At 72.9% G+C, this 17,076-nt stretch carries 13 protein-coding genes and 1 pseudogene; 3 read left to right on the top strand and 11 right to left on the bottom strand.

From position 1 onward, the window contains the following. Positions 1 to 85: 85 nt before the first annotated feature. Positions 86 to 2,461 carry a SpoIIE family protein phosphatase gene (locus D1369_RS39640; protein ID WP_240436196.1) on the top strand — a complete coding sequence of 792 codons (2,376 nt, stop codon included), beginning with the start codon at positions 86 to 88 and terminating at the stop codon, positions 2,459 to 2,461. Between the two features lie 135 nt (positions 2,462 to 2,596). Next, on the top strand, positions 2,597 to 4,258 hold the full coding sequence (locus tag D1369_RS39635) for a RecQ family ATP-dependent DNA helicase (protein WP_118083024.1): 1,662 nt from the start codon (positions 2,597 to 2,599) through the stop codon (positions 4,256 to 4,258). Between the two features lie 10 nt (positions 4,259 to 4,268). Here D1369_RS39635 and D1369_RS39630 read toward each other — a convergent pair whose 3' ends face one another. The 5 genes from D1369_RS39630 to D1369_RS39610 form a co-directional block, all read right to left on the bottom strand. Then, positions 4,269 to 6,374 (bottom strand): alpha/beta fold hydrolase, encoded by a 2,106-nt coding sequence (locus D1369_RS39630; RefSeq protein WP_118083023.1) that lies wholly within the window; start codon positions 6,372 to 6,374, stop codon positions 4,269 to 4,271. Beyond that, positions 6,347 to 8,131 carry an N-acetylglutaminylglutamine amidotransferase gene (locus D1369_RS39625; protein WP_118083022.1) on the bottom strand — a complete coding sequence of 595 codons (1,785 nt, stop codon included), beginning with the start codon at positions 8,129 to 8,131 and terminating at the stop codon, positions 6,347 to 6,349. The genes D1369_RS39630 and D1369_RS39625 overlap by 28 nt, the downstream gene beginning before the upstream one ends. A gap of 177 nt (positions 8,132 to 8,308) precedes the next feature. Further along, entirely contained in the window at positions 8,309 to 9,481 is a 1,173-nt protein-coding gene (locus D1369_RS39620) for a glutamate--cysteine ligase (protein ID WP_118083021.1), read from the bottom strand. A 137-nt stretch (positions 9,482 to 9,618) separates the two neighbouring features. Then, the gene (locus tag D1369_RS39615) at positions 9,619 to 10,161 is read right to left on the bottom strand and encodes a DUF1360 domain-containing protein (protein ID WP_007379610.1); all 543 of its coding nucleotides are present in this window, start codon (positions 10,159 to 10,161) and stop codon (positions 9,619 to 9,621) included. Continuing rightward, positions 10,145 to 11,131 carry a Rieske (2Fe-2S) protein gene (locus tag D1369_RS39610; RefSeq protein WP_007379611.1) on the bottom strand — a complete coding sequence of 329 codons (987 nt, stop codon included), beginning with the start codon at positions 11,129 to 11,131 and terminating at the stop codon, positions 10,145 to 10,147. Before D1369_RS39610 ends, D1369_RS39615 begins: the two co-directional genes overlap by 17 nt. Positions 11,132 to 11,372: 241 nt before the next feature. Between D1369_RS39610 and D1369_RS39605 the strand changes: the two genes are divergently transcribed. After that, positions 11,373 to 11,996, top strand: a complete 624-nt coding sequence (locus tag D1369_RS39605; protein WP_037898703.1) for a hypothetical protein — start codon at positions 11,373 to 11,375, stop codon at positions 11,994 to 11,996. Between the two features lie 18 nt (positions 11,997 to 12,014). Here D1369_RS39605 and D1369_RS39600 read toward each other — a convergent pair whose 3' ends face one another. From D1369_RS39600 to D1369_RS39575, 6 genes and pseudogenes are all read right to left on the bottom strand, one after another. Next, the gene (locus D1369_RS39600; RefSeq protein ID WP_118083019.1) at positions 12,015 to 12,620 is read right to left on the bottom strand and encodes a phosphatase PAP2 family protein; all 606 of its coding nucleotides are present in this window, start codon (positions 12,618 to 12,620) and stop codon (positions 12,015 to 12,017) included. Further along, positions 12,613 to 13,962, bottom strand: coding sequence for a diacylglycerol kinase family protein (locus D1369_RS39595; RefSeq protein WP_118083017.1), 1,350 nt, complete (start codon positions 13,960 to 13,962; stop codon positions 12,613 to 12,615). The genes D1369_RS39600 and D1369_RS39595 overlap by 8 nt, the downstream gene beginning before the upstream one ends. A gap of 144 nt (positions 13,963 to 14,106) precedes the next feature. Further along, positions 14,107 to 14,460: pseudogene (locus D1369_RS39590) on the bottom strand (catalase); the annotation flags it as partial. Between the two features lie 118 nt (positions 14,461 to 14,578). Further along, complete coding sequence (locus D1369_RS39585) at positions 14,579 to 14,809, bottom strand: DUF5133 domain-containing protein (RefSeq protein ID WP_007379615.1); 231 nt, start codon at positions 14,807 to 14,809, stop codon at positions 14,579 to 14,581. A gap of 227 nt (positions 14,810 to 15,036) precedes the next feature. Then, positions 15,037 to 15,792 (bottom strand): DUF4097 family beta strand repeat-containing protein, encoded by a 756-nt coding sequence (locus D1369_RS39580; protein ID WP_106433578.1) that lies wholly within the window; start codon positions 15,790 to 15,792, stop codon positions 15,037 to 15,039. An 89-nt stretch (positions 15,793 to 15,881) separates the two neighbouring features. Next, positions 15,882 to 17,003: a DUF475 domain-containing protein gene (locus D1369_RS39575; protein WP_037898710.1), complete on the bottom strand. Its 1,122-nt coding sequence runs from the start codon at positions 17,001 to 17,003 to the stop codon at positions 15,882 to 15,884. Between the last annotated feature and the right edge of the window lie 73 nt (positions 17,004 to 17,076).

The raw sequence follows: 17,076 nt of genomic DNA, 5'->3' as shown, positions 1-17,076 counted from the left end.
CCCAGCCGACCGCGTGACGTCCAAGCCGAGGAACAGGCCCACCGTGAGTGATCTCCGTCAGCCGTCCGAACCCCAGAGTGCCCCCGTGGACAACCGGTCCGCCGTCGACGGCGACGACCGTGACGGGGAGTCCTCTCCCGTCGGCCGGCTGGCGGCGACCGTCGAGCGGCTGCGCCGGGAGGTGCGGGCGGCGCAGGCCGAGGCGGACGGGCGGGCCCTGATCGAACTGGCCAAGGGCATCCTGGTCGAGCGGCTGCGCTGTGGTCCGGCGCAGGCCTCCCGGCAGCTCGCCGAGCTCGCGGCGCAGGCGGGCGTGACTTCGCTGGAGTTCGCCGTCGAGGTCATCAACCAGGCCTCGCGCGACAAGCTGTCGGAGGTGACCAACGCCTTCCTCGAAGCCACCGCCTCCGCCGACCCGCCCGACGGGCACTCCTCCGCCGTACGACTGCGTGCCGCGGAGAGTGGGGCGCTGGCCGCCGACGACACCCAGGCGGTCGCCGACTCCCTGCTGGAGCACGCGCTCACCCCGCTGGGCGCGGAGGCGGTCGCCATCTGGGCCCTGGGAGCCGACGGGTCCCTCGCGCTGGCGGGCAGCGCGGGGTTCTCCACGGCCGAGGCCGGACGCTGGCGCCATGTGCCGCCGGGCGTGACGACCGTGGCACGCCGCGGGCTCACCGAGCGCGCGGGGGAATGGATCCGCAGTCTGTCCGAGACCGGCCTGCCGTCCATCGGGCAGCACCACCACCCCGACGGGGGCCGGGTCGCCGTACCGGCCGAGACCGGCGGGCGCATCCACGGCGTACTGGAGATCGTCTGGTCCACGCCGCTGGAGCCCCCTCCCGCGGCGATCGTCCGCCAGATCGAGGCGCTGGCCGAGCTGTGCGCGCACACCCTGGAGACGAACGCGCCCCAGCACCCCGACGACATCCAGAGCCCGCGCGTCCTGCCGGACGTCGCCGAACTGATGGACCTGGCCGACGGGCTCCACGATCCCGCCCTGGTGCTGGTGCCGCACCGGGGCTCCGACGGGCACCTCGTCGACTTCCGCATCCACCACGTCAACAGCCGCTTCCTCGACCCGGCCGGCCGCCCGCGGGGCGCCGTCAACGGCGCGATGCTGCTGGAGGCGTACCCGATGGCCGCGGGCCACAGCGAACTGTTCGAGCGGGTGGAGCGCGTGTACGCCACCGGCGAGCCCTTCCGCGCCCACCGCATGCGGCTGACCGCCCTGGTGGATGACGTCCCGCTCGCGGCGGTCGCCGACGTCAACGTCAGCCGGCACGGGGACAGTGTCCTGTTGATCTGGCGGATCGAGGACGAGACGGCCCGGCTGGCGAGCCTGCTCCAGCACGCCCAGCGGCTGGGCCGCATCGGCGGTTTCGAGGAGAACCTGCTGACGGGCGAGATCACCTGGAACGGCCAGCTCTACAACCTCTACGGCAGGCCCCTCTCCGACGCCCCCGTGCCGCTGGAGGAGCTGCCCGCCCACGCCCACCCCGACGACGGCGTCGCCATCGGCCGGTTCCTGCGCACCGTGCTCCATCAGCGCCGTCCCGCGTCCACCGCGTTCCGGCTGCAACGCCCCGACGGGGTCACCCGCCACATCCGGGTCGTGGCGGAGCCGGTTCTGGACTCCGCCGGTCAGCTCTATATGCTGCGCGGCGCCTACCAGGACATCTCCGCGCACCACTGGACCGAGGTCGCCCTCGCCGCCACCCGGGACCAGCTCGCGCACAGCGAGCAGCAGGCCAGCGAACGCAACCGGCTGACCCTCCAACTGCAGCACGCCATCATGCCCCCGACGCGGGCGCCGCTGGAGGTTCCCGGGCTGGACGTGGCGGTGCGCTACCGGCCGGCGGAGACCCAGCATCTGGTCGGTGGCGACTGGTACGACGCGGTCGTGCTGCCGTCCCGGCTGGTGCTGCTGTGCGTGGGCGACGTCGCGGGCCACGGCATAGAGGCGGCCACCAGCATGGTCGTGCTGCGCAACGCGCTGCGCGGGCTCGCCGTGACCGGCGCCGGGCCCGGCCAGCTGCTGTCCTGGCTCAACATGGTGGCCCACCACCTGACCGGTGCCGTCACCGCCACCGCGGTCTGCGGCCTGTACGACCCCGAGAACCACACCCTGCGCTGGGCGCGGGCCGGACATCTGCCGCCGGTCCTGGTACGCGACTCGGAGGCGGCACCGCTGCCGCTGGTCACGGGGCTGCTGCTGGGCGCCGTACCGGAGGCGACGTACGAGGAGCACGAGGTCCAGCTCGCCGTCGACGACACGCTGCTGATGTACACGGACGGTCTGATCGAACGCAGGGACCGGTCCGTGGAGGAGTCCCTGGCGCAGTTCCTGACGGTGGCGCGGGCGGTCCCGCCCACGCTGGACCAGCAGTTGGACCGTCTGCTCACGCACAGCAGGTCCGACACGGACGACGACACCTGCATCGTGGGGATCCGCGTGGCCTGAGGGACGGCCGGTCCCCGGGGGCGGCGGGCCGGGGCTTGTGTCCCAGCAGACGGGGAACGCGGTGCCCGTACGGTGCCCGGCCGAGGAGAGCGGCTGGTCCGACGCCGTCCCGGAGTCCGGGGGAGGGAGCCAGGTATGCCCGGCAGGAAGAGGCCCGGCGTTGTGGAGCGGTTGGCGCGCACCGCCGACGACGTGTTCGGCTGGAGCGAGCTGCGGCCGGGGCAGCTGACCGCGATGGAAGCGGTCATGCGGGGCCGGGACACGCTGGCCGTGATGCCCACCGGCGCCGGCAAGTCGGCGGTGTACCAGGTGCCCGGGCTGCTGCTTCCCGGGCCCACAGTCGTGGTCTCCCCGCTCATCGCCCTCCAGCGGGACCAGATCGCCGGCCTGCTCAGCCACGCCGACGCCCCGGACGCCGTCGCGGTCAACTCCGCCCAGGCGGCCGGAGAGACACAGGCCGCCTGGGACGCGGTCCGGCACGGTGACGCCGAGTTCCTGTTCCTCTCCCCCGAGCAGCTCGCCAAGGACGAGGTGGTCGAGCGGCTGGCCCGTGCCGCGCCCTCGCTGTTCGTCGTCGACGAGGCCCAGTGCGTGGCCGCCTGGGGCCACGACTTCCGCCCCGACTACCTCCGCCTGGCCCAGGCGGCTCGGCGGGTGGGCCGGCCCACGATCCTCGCCCTGACCGCCACGGCCGCCCCACCGGTGCGCGAGGAGATCGTGGAGCGGCTCGGCCTGGAGGATCCGGCGCTGGTCGTAGCCGGCTTCGACCGGCCGAACATCGCGTTGGAGGTGCGCCGCTTCCTGGACGACACGGACAAGCGCCGGGTGGTCGTGGAGCGTGCCGCGGCGGAGCCCAAGCCGGGCATCGTGTACACCGCCACCCGCCGGGACGCCGAGGCGTACGCCGCCGACCTCGCCGAGCTGGGTCTGTCGGCCGCCGCCTACCACGCCGGGCTGACAGCCGGTGAGCGCTCCCGGGCGCACGACGCGTTCCTGGCCGGGGAGCTCGACGTCGTGGTCGCCACCTCCGCCTTCGGCATGGGCATCGACAAGGAGGACGTACGGTTCGTGCTGCACGCGTCCGTACCCGGCTCGCTGGACGCCTACTACCAGGAGATCGGCCGGGCGGGCCGCGACGGGGGGCCCGCGGTCGCCGTCCTGCACTACCGAGCGGAGGACAGCGGGTTGCAGCGCATGTTCGCCACGCGCGCGCCGGACGAGGACACCCTCGGCACGGTCGCGGAGCACATCCACGAGCGCGACGCGCCCGTCGAGCCGGACGCCCTCGCGAAGGACACGGGGCTCACGCGCCGACGCGTGACGGCGGCTGTCAACCTCCTGGCCCAGGCCGGGGCGGTGGACACCGAGGACGACGGCCGGGTGCGTGCCGTGGCCGGCACGACGGCCGGGGAGGCGGCCGCACGCGCGGCCGAGGAGGCCGAGTCACGCAGACGGCTGGAGCAGTCGAGGCTGGCCATGATGCTGGGGTACGCCGAGACCACGGGCTGCCGACGCCGCTTCCTGCTCGGCTACTTCGGGGAGCCGTACGACGACCCGTGCGGGGCCTGCGACATGTGCGCGGCCCGCGAGTCCTCCAAGTCCTCCAAGTCCGGGGACATTCCCTTTCCGGCGGGTACGCGCGTGCTGCACACGGAGTGGGGAGAGGGCACGGTGATGAGCGAGGAGGGTGACCGCATCACCGTGCTGTTCGAGTCCATGGGATACCGGACGCTGTCCCTGGCCGCGATCACCGGCAAGGGCCTCCTCAGCGCCGCGCCACCACCCGCAGTGTCCTGACATGCCGTCCTCAGGGATGCAGGTGCCGTTCCATCCAGTCCGCGGCGGCCCGGCGGAACAGGCGCCTGTTGTCCGCGCGCAGGAAGTCGTGCCCCTCGTCACGCAGGACGAGGAGTTCGGCGGGGACACCGCGCTCCCGCGCGGCCCGTACGAACTGTTCCGACTCCCCCAGCGGCACGTTGGTGTCGTGCTCGCCGTGGACGGCGAGCAGCGGGACCCGCAGCGCGTCGATCCGGCTCATCGGCGACAGGGCGTGCAGCAGCTCGCGGTCGCGCTCCGGGTGGCCGTACTTGTGCGCCGCCGATTCCGCGATCCAGGGCTCGGTACCGGCGAAGAAGGTCAGCAGGTCGGACATGCCGCAGACGGCGACGCCGGTACGGAACAGGTCCGGGTGCCGCACGAGGGAGGCGAAGGTCAGGTAGCCGCCGTACGAACGCCCCATCACCGCCAGCCGGGTCGGGTCCGCGGGGCCCGCCGTGACCGCGTGCGCCGCGCAGTCCGCGACGTCGTCGAGGGCGGCGAAGCGGCCGGTGCCCAGGTCGGCGTCGACGAAGGACCGGCCGTGTCCGCCGGAGCCGCGGACGTCGGGGGCGAAGACGTCCAGTCCGCGCCCGAGCAGCTCGTGGTACAGCGGGTCGAACACCGGGCGTTCCTGGTCCTCGGGGCCGCCGTGCAGGTGGATCACACAGGGCGCGGGCTCGTTCGGGGCACGTCCCGGGGCGCGGTAGTACCAGCCGCTGAGGGGCAGGCCGTCCCGGGCGGCGAGGCGTGAGAGGACGGGCCGTACCGGCGGGCGGCCCGGCGGGACGGCGTCCTCGTCCCGGGAGGACCACGGCGTGCGCAGCAGGGACACGCCTTCGTGGGCCCACCACACGCCGGGGCGGCGTTGGGAACCGGACAGCGCCAGCAGCAGTCGCCCCGTCCCGGCCGCCGTGATCCGCGTGACGACCTCGTGGGGCAGCGGTACCGGCCGCGCGGGTCCGGCGGTGTCCGGGGCTCCGTGCCACGGGGAGGTCTCGACGATCTCGAGGTCGCCGGCGCCCCGCATGTTCCAGGCGAGCACGGCCGTCCGGCCGTCGTGCGCCATCGCCAGCAGTTCGAGGTCGCTGTCCTCGCGTTCCGCCACGACGGTCCTGGCGCGCGGCGTGCCGTCGGCGTCGAGAGCGACGGCGAACAGCGCCGCGTACTCCCGGTCGGCGTCGCTGCGCAGCCACAGCGTCCGCCCGTCGGGGGAGAAACGGCCGATCCACGGGTCCCCGTCGGCGACCCGCAGGGTGAAGGTCGTCACCGCGTCGGAGAGGCGCCGGACGACCGCCTCCCGCCGTCCGCGCGGCCCCCGGCGCAGCAGCGCGAGCCGGCCGTCGCGGCTGAGGTCGCACACCCGCAGCGTGGGGGCGTCCGGTTCGTTCCCGAGCAGCACGGGAGAGGCCAGACCGTCGGGGTCGACCAGGTAGGCGGACAGGCCGCCGCCGGGCCGGGTGACGGGTGTCCCGCCCGGCCCCTCGGCGTACGCGGTGGCGCCGAGGAGGGTCGCCGGGCCGTCCCGGGCCGTCCAGTGGGCCGGGGCCCCGTCCGCCGACCGCCACAGACCGTCACTCCGGGCGGTGGCCGGTGCGGCGAGCGTGACGGCGACGGCCGAGCCGTCGTGGGCCCAGCAGCCGAGGTAGGCGGAGCTCTCCGGGTCGGCACCGGCCAGCAGGCGGCGACCGGTGCCGTCGGGGCGCACGCACAGCACCCGTGAGTGCTCTCCGCCGCCCGGTGCGGTGGTGTACGCGATCCAGCGGCCGTCGGGTGACCAGGACACCTCCTTCACGGGATCCGGGGAGGCGTCGAGCAGCCGGATCCCCTCCCCGTCCACGGGTCCGGCCCACAGCTGGGGGACGCCGCCCCGGTCACAGATGAAGGCCACCCGGGTGCCGTCGGGATCGGCGGAGGGATACCAGCAGCCGTGCGCGCGCAGCCGGGTCACGGCGTCCCGGGGGCCTTCTGCCTCGGGCAGCGCCATCGGGGCGGGTGCCGCGGCCTGGGCGGGGGCCCGCGCCGCTGCGGGCGCCGCCGCGTGCGGAGGCCGGGTGGAGGGCTCGCCGGTCACGTGATTCCGTGCGTCTGCAGCCATATCTCCAGAAGTGCCACCTGCCACAGGGCGTTGGCGCCGCGTTTGGTCCGGTGCTCGTCGGGTGCCGCCAGGAGTTCGGCCACATACGACTCCTGGAAGATCCCCCGCTTCTTCGCCTCGGGCGCGGCGAGCGCCTCGCGCACCCGGTCCAGGACGGGCCCGGCCATGTGCCGGATGGCGGGGACCGGGAAGTAGCCCTTGGGCCGGTCGACGATCTCCCGCGGCAGGAGCTTGCGGCCGACTTCCTTCAGTATGCCCTTGCCGTCGTCGGCGAGTTTGAGCTCCGGTGGGCAGGCCGCGGCCAGCTCCACCAGTTCGTGGTCGAGGAACGGCACGCGAGCTTCCAGTCCCCAGGCCATGGTCATGTTGTCGACCCGCTTCACCGGGTCGTCGACGAGCATGACGTGCGTGTCCAGCCGCAGCGCCGCGTCCAGGGCGGTCTGCGCGCCGGGACGTGCCATGTGATCCCTGACGAAACGGCCCGACACGTCGTCCTCGGGCAGCATGTGCGGCTGGAGGATCCCCTCGAGGTCGGCGTGGGGGCGGTCGAAGTACGTCTCGGCGTACCTCTGCGGCTCCTCCTCGCGCCCGACCGCGGCCAGCTCCGGGTACCAGTGATAGCCGGCGAACACCTCGTCGGCGCCCTGCCCGCTCTGCACGACCTTCACTTCCTTGGACACCTGCTCGGACAGCAGGTGGAAGGCGACCACGTCGTGGCTGATCATCGGCTCGCTCATCGCGGCGACGGCGTCGTCCAGGGCGGTCGAGACCCGGTCCGAGGGCACCATCATCCGGCGGTGGTCGGTGCCGAACTCCCGGGCGACCAGGTCCGAGTAGCGGAACTCGTCGCCCTGCTCGCCGCCCTCGGCCTCGAACCCCACGCTGAACGTCTTCAGGCCGCGCTGGCCCTCCTCGGCGAGCAGCGCGACGATCAGGCTGGAGTCCAGGCCGCCGGAGAGCAGGACGCCGACCGGCACGTCGGAGACCATCCGGCGGCGTACGGCCGTGCGCAGCGCCTCCAGCACGGCGTCCCGCCACTCGTCGGGCCCCATGTCCGCGTACTCGGGCCGCCGCGTGTAGGACGGCTGCCAGTAGCGGTGGTCGCGGTGGCTGCCGTCCGGTTCGACGACCCGTACGGTGGCCGGCGGCAGTTTGCGCACCCCGGTCAGGACGGTGCGCGGCGGGGCGACCGTGGCGTGCCAGCTCAGGTACTGGTGGACGGCTACCGGATCGACGGAGGTGTCCACGTCCCCGGCGGCCAGGAGGGCGGGCAGGGAGGAGGCGAACCGCAGCCGGTCCGGCGTCGGCGCCAGATACAGCGGCTTGATCCCCAGCCGGTCGCGGCCCAGCACGAGACGGCCGGTGCGGTGCTCGACGAGCGCGAAGGCGAACATGCCGTGGAAGTGCTCCACGCACGCGGTTCCCCACTGCCGGTAGGCGTGGAGCACGACCTCCGTGTCGGACGTCGACCTGAAGCGGTGCCCGAGGCGCCGGAGTTCCTCGCGCAGCTCCTGGTAGTTGTAGACGCAGCCGTTGAAGACGCCGGTGATCTCGCCGTCGGCGTCGGTCATCGGCTGGGCGCCGAGGTCGGACAGGTCGATGATCTTCAGCCGTCGGTGTCCCAGCGCCACCGCGCCCTGTGTCCAGATGCCCTGGCCGTCGGGTCCGCGGGCGGCGAGCCGGTCGGTCATGCGCCCGACGGCCGCCAGGTCGGGTCGGCTGCCGTCGAAGCGGATCTCACCACTCAGACCGCACATGACGCGCCGCCCCCTTCCCAGGAGCCGTCGGCCACGATTCGGGACGGGGACCCCGGGTCGCGCCTGCCGGTCGCGACCCGGGCGGAATTGCTGGACATGGACGAAACCTCTCCTCGGGGCTTGTCGGGTGAAGGACGGACGGGTGGGCGGCCCGGACGCGCGCCGCGCGGAATCGGGTCAGCTGCCCAGGACCTCCGGTGCACCGGAACCCGCCGTGCCCGCGACGAAGCGCGGGACCTTCCCGCGGGCGACGGGAGCCTGCCCGCGACGCCGCCGCTCGCCGCGGGTTTCCGCGATCAGCAGGTCGGTGCAGGCCAGCAGATCCTCTTCCCGCGCTGTGCGACGCATACGCTCGGCGGCGCTGCCCTCCGCCAGGGCCGCCCCGGTCAGATCGCTGACCGTCTCCCAGTCGCCGTGGGCCTCCAGCGCGGGACGCAACCGGGCGAGCAGCCCGCGTACGACGTCGGCGGCGGGAGCCTCCCGGTGCGTCACGGGATCGACCAGGGCACCCTCCAGGCCGGACCTGGCAGCTCGCCAGGAGGCGCCGCGCAGCCATTCGTGGCGGCCGTCGCACACCGCCGCACCGGCCGCTCGCAGTTCGAGGGCCTCGGTCACCAGGGCACGGAACAGGCCCGCGACGAGCACCACGGTCTCCGCCCGCGGACAGGCGTCGCAGATACGGAGTTCCAGCGTGGGCAGGTGCGCGGAGGGGCGAATGTCGTAATAGATCATCCCCGGGTCGCTGATGACGCCGGTACGGACCATGTCGTCCACGGCGGCGTCGTAGTCGGCCGCGTCGGCGAAGCAGCCGACGGGGCCCGCGGTGGGCCAGCGCTGCCAGAGCAGCGTGCGCCAGCTGGCGTAGCCGGTGTCGGTGCCCTGCCAGAACGGTGAGCTGGCGGACAGCGCCAGCAGCACCGGCAGCCAGGGCGAGACCGCGCACATCACCCCTACGGCCGTGTCGCGGTCGGGTATGTCCACGTGGACCTGGGCGCCGCAGATGAGCTGCTCGTCGGCCACCTGGCGGTACTCCTCGACCATGTGGCGATAGCGTGCGTCGGCGGTGGGGTGTCCACAGACGCCGGGGGCGAGGGGTGCGGTGCCCGCCGCCGCGACCGCGAGTCCCAGCGAGGAGGCGGCCGCGTCGAGCCGCCGTCTGGTTCTGGTGAGGTCGGCGTACAGACCGGCCAGGGAGGCGTGCACCCCGCTGTTCGACTCCACGGTGGACTGGTGGAGCTCCCGGGTGAAGGTGCGCCGGGGAAGCCGTCGCAGGACCGCGTCGGCACGTGGCACGAGCAGTCCGCTTTCCACTTCCAGGATGTGGAACTCCTCCTCTACTCCCATGCGCATGTCCACAGTCGCTCCTCGGGGTGGTGCCGACGGTCCCCCTGTCTCCAGGGTGACCTCCAAGTGCCCAGGAGCACGACAGATAAGCGTGGCTTTGCGCACGTTTGAGCGGTTACTCCACAGATGAGCAGGGCGTCGGGTCAGCCGTCGGCGGTCCTGTCGACCAGCGCACCATAGGCCAGCTGCAACGCGTCCGCCCCGGCCAGCGCCGCCAGCGCGCCCATCGCGGCGCGCGTCGCCCGCGGCCACAGCAGCTGACCGGCGGTCAGGGTCGACGCCACCCAGACGCTCATGCAGAACGGGCAGGTCATCAGCTCGCCCACGGTCTCCTTGCCGCTCTCGGGCTGCGCCTCCTCGTGCAGTTCGGCGGGGCCCTGCGGTCCCACGTAGGTCGTGAAGGGGGCGCGCAACGGGCTGGTCACCGACGCCTTGCTGATCAGCCGGCTGAGCCGGAACGTGGCCACCGAGGTCAGGAGGACGTCCCAGGGTTCCGGCCGGTCGGGCAGCTGGCGCCCCCGAAGCCGTACCGCGGTTGCCCACCCCGCCGTGTACGCGCCGAACGCCGCCATCGCCGCGAGGTAGCCGCGCAGAGGCCGGTCCTCCGTGCCCGCGTAGTCGCGGCCCGTGCGCCGCAGGAAGGCCTGGGCCCGTCGTCCGATGCGGTGGTCAGTGGGTGCGGTCATGAGCGGATCCCCGTCCTGCCTCGTTCCGATGCCGATCCGGTCCCCGGCCGTCTCCGGCTCGCTGTTCTCGTCCGTCCTGCCCGTCGCGCCGAACCAGTCGCAGCTCGACCTGTCCGTCGGTGACCCGTACGTCGAAGGCCGGCTGCGGGGCGAGGGCCGGGCCGCGGACGTTCAGACCGTCCGAGAGGCGGAAGACGCTGCCGTGCCAGGGGCACCGCACGCATCCGTCGGAGACCGTCCCCTCGGACAGCGGCCCCGCCAGATGGCTGCATCGGTCGGCCAGCGCGTGGATCGACCCGTCGGCCTCGCGCACCACCACGACCGGCACGTCGTCCACACCGCGCCGCACCGGCCGCCCGGGCGGGAACTCGTCCACCGCGCCGATCCGGTGCCAGCGGTCCCGGACGACATGGGGTACGGCCTCGGCGTGGTTGACGCCGGCGGCCTGCCGGTAGGCCAGGTGACCGCCCAGCATGCCCCCTGATCCCACCGCCGCGAGTCCCAGGAAGCCGAGGGTCCGGCCCGCGCGCGTACGGCCGGTGAGGCGGCAGACGAGCGACGCCGTGTACAGGCCGACGGCCACCGTGTTGGACACCGCGTGCACCAGCCCGACACGCGACTGCGGGCGCTGCAGCTCCGCCCAGTCCACGGCACCCGTCAGTGCGGCGGGACCGGCCGCGGCCAGGCCGACGCCCACCAGCAGGCCCGCCTCACGAGGGCGGCCCTTCGTGACGTCCAGGACGGCGGCGGACAGCCAGCTGCCGATCGGCACCTGCACCAGGAGCGGGTGGACGGGATGCCCCAGCCACGTGCCGTGCAGCAGGTCCCGGCCGCGTCCCAGCGGCAGGGACCGTATGCCCGCCCGCAGCCCGTCGATCACCGGGTCCTGCCGCGGTTCCCGCTCCAGACGGGCCAACAGCCGCAGGACCCGGTTCTCTCGTGTACGGGGATGACGTCGTCGCACGCTCATGCGCCACCGGGTCTCCCCGAGCAGGTGCGGCAAACGAGGCACCAGGGCCGAACGGGAGCTCGTCGACGGGAGGTCCAGGCAAGGTCAGCACACTCAGACGTACAGGTGCCGCACAAGAACAGAACAAGACAGGTGTCCTGCGTAGTATCACTACGACATAGGCGTGCGGCAGGAGTTGGTCACCGCGCATCCGGAAGCAGGCGACCCAGCACGCCCATGCCCCAGGAAGAGGTGCCAGCCCATGTCCGAATCCGCCCCCGCCACCACCGAGTTGACCTCGCAGTACAGCACCCAGGTGGCCGGTGACCTCGAACGCAACCTCAAGGAACAAGAGCGCCTCAGCGGGGAAATCGAGGCGCTCCAAGGCCAGTTGGACGCCCTGCGGCACGACCACACCGTCCTGCTGAACATCCAGCAGGTCCTGGGCACTCAGGCGGCAGCCGTCTCGTCCACCACCTCGCCCACCGCGTCGGTGCCCGCTCCGCGCAAGAAGGCCGCCTCGCAGGAGCGGCCGGGCACCCGGAAATCCGCCGCACCGGCCGGAAAGCAGGCCGCGAAGCCGACCGGAAAGAAGGCCGCGTCCAAGGCGTCGGCCGCACGGTCCGGGCCCACCCTCGTCGACCTCGTCCGGGACCATCTGGCCGAGCAGAAGGAACCCCGCTCAGCGGCCGAGGTCTCCACCGCCCTCGGCAGGCAGCACCCCGACCGCACGATCAAGGCCACCGTCGTTCGCACCACGCTCGAAGGACTCGTGGCGAGGAACCAGGCCCAGCGCACCAAGCAGGGAACCTCGGTCTTCTACACCACGCCCGACGCGGGCGAACCTGCCGCGCGCTCCGAGGACAGCTCCCCGCAGTCGGACTGACGCTCGCCCAGGGCTTGTTCAGCCGGCCCGCCGTGAGGGACGGAGACCGTTTCCGTTCCGTCCGGCGGCCGCGAGGACCGCGGCGGCCGCTCCGGTGCCGAGGACGGCACCGGCGACCACGTCGCCCGGGTAGTGCACCCCGGTGTGGATCCGTGAGTAGCCCACCGCGCAGGCCAACAGGCCCAGCGGCACCGTGGCGACCGGCAGCGCGGGTCCGACCGCCGCCGCGAAGGCGACCGCGGACGCCGTGTGCCCCGAGGGGAAGGACGCGGACTCGGGCATCGGCACATGCCGCCCCGGAAACGGCGAGTCCTCGGCGCGGTGCGGGCGCGGCCGGCGCACCAGGCGCTTGCCGAGCATGTTCGCGGTCGCGGAGGCGACACCGATGGCCGCGACTCCGAGGGCCGCGGCGCGCCGCGGCCGGCCGGGGCACAGGGCGAGCAGTCCGGCGATCGTGAACGAGATCTTGGAGTGGTCCGCCGCGGCCGACAGCCGCCGCAGGGCGTGGTCCAGGGCCGGTGTCTTCGTGACCGTGACGGCCTCGTACAGCGCCTGGTCGAGGGCGGCGAGGTCCCGCAACAGCTCTCGGGAGGTCGGCTGTTCGGGCTGCGGTCGGTCAAGCATCGCTCTGCTCCTGGTTCTTGACGGCCGGAAGGGGAGTCCGTTCGAGGGCGAGGCGCACCACACGGCGCCAGTCCACGGACGGGGCAGTGTACGGCGCGCCGGGACGGTTTCTCGGTACCCGCACCCGCAGGGCCTTGGGTCGTACGGTGCACACGACCGGCTGGGGCAGCAGCAGCGCTTCGCCGTCCACGGCCACCGGGATCGTCTCCGCGTCGGCCGTGACGGTCACCCGGCGCGAGGTCGACGAAGTGATCCCGCTGGCCCGCTCCCCCAGCAGCGCGAGTTCGGCGGCCTGTGCCGCGCCCTCGATCCGCAGGCTGATCACACCGAGTCGGCCGCCGTCGAGGCGCGACCTGCGTCCGACACCCAGCGGGCCGGCCTGCGCGTAGGGATTGTTGCTCACCAGCAGCGCGTGCGGGGCGTCGAGCCGCCGGCCGTCCGCCGTGGCGGTCAGCTGTGCCCCGGCCCCGCCGACCAGCAGGTCCGGCAGCAGGTCCAGCGTGGTGGACGCCTTGGCATCGCGGTATTCGGGGCTCTGCACGATCTCCGCGTAGGTCCCGAACGAGACCGTGTTCACGAAGGGCCGGCCCGCCACGTCGCCCAGATCGACGCGGATCTCCACGCCGTGCGTGAGAGCGTCGAGGCCGCTTGCCGGATCGTCGCGGTCCAGGCCCAGGTCCATCGCGAAGTGATTGCGGGTCCCGGCGGCGAGGACCATGAACGGCACGTCGTGGTCCGCGGCCACGCCCGCCACCAGGGCCTGGGTGCCGTCCCCGCCCGCCACGCCGAGCAGGTCCGCGCCCTCCGCGAGGGCCTGGCGGGCCAGCGCCGCCGGATCGGGGCTGTTGTCCACGTCGAGCAGGACCACCCGGGCGCCCAGCGCCTCGGCGCGCTCCACCAGCGCGTGCTGGACGACCTTGCCGCCGCCGGACAGCGGATTCATGATCAGGACCGGCCTGCGGGGCGGCCGGACCGGACGCGAGTGCGTGGCGCGCGGTGCCCGCAGGCGGCGCAGGGCGCTTCTGGCACAGGCCAGTGCCGCCGCCCACAGGCCCAGGGCCGAGGCCGCGAACGGCCACAGGCCGGAGACCGCGTACAGGACCAGGACAGCGACCGGCGCGGCCACCGCCAGCAGGGCACCGCACAGCCGCGCCAGGCCCCGGTGGGCCAGCGCCCACCAGATGCCCGCACCCGCCAGGCCGAGGCCCACGAGGCCCAGCAGCGGAAGCAGCCACTGACCCGCGGCCACCACCGCCGCGACCACTCCCGCCAGGCAGAGCAGAGCCAGCCGGGCCAGCGTCCGCGGCGCGGTGCCGGAGCCGTCGGGCTCCACCTCATTCATCGTTCGGGTCGCCTCTCACGGATCGGTGGCCCAACGATCTCATGCCGTCGTTGTCGCCGTCGGTGCCGGCCTGGTGCACGCTGGTTCAGCGGGTCACGACGTGCCGTTCGTCCGGCACAGAGTGGGTCATGGTCAGGCCCAGGAGGAGTCGCGCCCGCCGATGACGGTGGAGAAGCGGACGGCGAGGTCGGTGCGCTTGCCGCGCTCCTGGAACAGTTTGGCCCGGGTGAACCTGCTGATCGGTTCGTCGCCCCAGGCGCCGTACGACTCGAACCAGCCGTAGGCGGTCACGCCGCGCGCGTGCACGACACGCTCGGGGATGCGCTCCCGGTCGAAGTGGCTGATCTTCTCCAGGAACTGGTAGTTCTCCAGGGTGGCGGGCCCGCGTGCGCCGACCGTGCGCTGGTTCTGGTTGTCGTGGACCGGGTGGCCCTGGCGGTTGGTGAGCGCCTTGCGGTCGTCCGCCGGAGCGGGACCGGTGCCGGACACGTCCGTCATGTTCAGGGACTCCTCAGGGTCTCGGGTTCCCGGCGGGGGCGGCCCCTGGCACAGCGGACCGCCTCCGGCCGGTGTTCGGCGGCTGACCCGAGTACCCGATCGGGTCCCGCCACTCACGTCATGCGCCCGCCACCAGTGAGTCGTCCTTGGGGCGGGCGCCGGACACCTGACGGCGGGCCGCTGCCAGGGCGGATTCGATGTCGCGGGTGCCCGTGGCGATGCACAGGGTGTAGGACACGTCCTCAAGGCGCTGACGCGCTCCGGCGCTGCCGTCCTCCGCGTGCAGGACGTGCAGAGCCTCGTAGCGCTCGAGCAGGTCGGTGAGAAGGGCGGGGTGGGCCATCAGCATGATTCGCTCCTCTACGCAGTGGGAGTGAGGGCGGTCCGCATCCGCCACGTCACTCGGACTGTCGCGGGAGAGGCCTCGGCGGCACGCACCAAGGAGAGCCGCAATCGGCCGCTTCCGCGGTGGGCCTGTGATCCCAAGCACCTGACCCGCCGTCTGCCCTGGCGGAACAAGCTCAAACCAGTGCTGACATCTTCCACATTCGCCTGGCCTCCGTGACCGGCGGAGGGTCAGTCCCGGCGGGCGTCGACGTCCCCGTTGACCGTGGTCAGCGTCATGCTGTGGGCCCGGTCGGCCCCGCGTACGGGGACGGCCACGGTGGCGCGGCCGTTGTCGGTGGAGGCGCCGACCCGGTAGGGCGGGCTGTCGTGGGGCACGGTGACGTCGACCGAGCCGTTGACGGTCGCGGCGCTGACGCCCGACGGGACCGCGGCACATCCGATGACGACGTCACCGTTCGTGGTGGCCGCGTGCACCTGCCGCGCCTCGACGCTCGTCGCGCGCACCGAGCCGTTGCGGGTGGACAGCCGTACGTCGGCGTCGTCGCGTCCGGAACGGGTCACCGTCACATCGCCGTTGACGGTCGTGATGTCCAGGGCGGCGGCGACGCCCGCCACGTCGACGCCGGCGTTGCGGGCGGTGGCCGTGACGCTCACGCCGTCGGGGATCTCCACGTACGGCATCCGGGGACAGGCCCCGTCGCCCGTGGTCCGGTGGGCGCACGACAGGTCGAGCGTCCACACCTTCCCGTGGTGGGACCAGTGCTCGTCGACGCGGTCGTCGACGGTGACGCCGCGGCCGTCGGCCGGGCGCAGCCGCAGGCCGTTGTCGGTGGCGATCACCACCTGTTCGCCGGAGCCCGCGACGCGGAGTGTTCCCGCCACCGACGGACCGCCGGACGCCCCGTCGTGATCGTCGCTGCACGCCCCGGCGAGGGGCAGCAGCGCCAGCACCACCATCAGACGCGTCACGCGCCGTGTCGGCATCGCCTTCATACCCCGTCGGATGCCCCGGTTCGCCGTGGGCATGGCAGAGGCGCACGGCGGGGCCGAGGGCGGGGGCGGACCCTTCGGGGCTACGGCACGGGGACCGAGTCCGTCTCCGTCGCCCCCTCGGTCGCCGCGAGCTGCTTGTTGCGGCGCACGGAGGACCAGAAGGACCAGCCGATCAGGATCACTCCGACGAGGCCGGTGATGATCTCGTTGATCTGGTACTGGATGGTGACCATGAGGATCACGGCGAGGGCGCCGATCGCGTAGTGGGCGCCGTGCTCCAGGTAGACGTAGTCGTCGAGGGTGCCCTGGCGGACCAGGTACACGGTCAGGGACCGGACGTACATCGCGCCGATGCCCAGGCCCAGGGCCATCAGGACGATGTCGTTGGTGATGGCGAACGCGCCGATCACACCGTCGAAGGAGAACGAGGCGTCCAGGACCTCCAGGTAGAGGAACATGAAGAACGCGGCCTGCCCTGCCAGTTTGACCGGGGAGCCGGTCCCGCCGGACTGTTGGGCTTCTTCCTCGCGTTCCTCCTCGTCCTCGAGCCTGTTCTCGAAGTACCCGGAGAGGCCGCCGACGACCAGGTAGGTGATCAGGCCCGCGACGCCGGAGATCAGGACGGTCTGCGCCTTGTCGGCGTGGGCGCCGCCGTGCTGGTGGGCGTGGGTCGCGAAGGTGAAGGCGGTGATCAACAGGACGACCAGGGCGATGCAGACCGACAGCATGTCGACCTTGCCGAGCTTGGCCAGCGGCCGTTCCAGCCAGGCCAGCCACTTGATGTCGCGGTCCTCGAAGATGAAGTCCAGGAAGATCATCAGCAGGAACATGCCACCGAATGCGGCGATCGCCGGGTGCGCGTCGGTGACCAGCTGCTGATAGCGGTCCTTGTCGGTCAGGGCGAGCTGGACGGCGTCGTACGGATTGAGCTTCGCGGTGATCGCGACGATCACGACCGGGAAGACCAGCCGCATGCCGAACACGGCGATCAGGACGCCGACCGTGAGGAAGATCTTCTGCCAGAAGGTGTTCATCTTCTTCAGGATTCCGGCGTTGACCACCGCGTTGTCGAACGACAGCGAGATCTCCAGCACGGCCAGGATCGCCACGATGCCGAACGCCGCCCAGCCGTCGTAGAGCACTCCTGCGGCCAGGCCGAGCGCGGTGACCGCGAACGCCCAGCGAAAGGTCTTCAGAATCACTGGCACCAAGTCCTGTTGTCGAGCGGACGCCCGGATGGCGGGCGCACACGGCCCGTGGGCCCACGGGCGTTGT

Origin of the sequence: Streptomyces sp. CC0208 (assembly GCF_003443735.1) — a bacterium.
GTDB lineage: Bacteria > Actinomycetota > Actinomycetes > Streptomycetales > Streptomycetaceae > Streptomyces > Streptomyces sviceus.
Note: the sequence above shows the minus strand (reverse complement) of the source record. Positions and strands in the feature narration are given on the sequence as shown.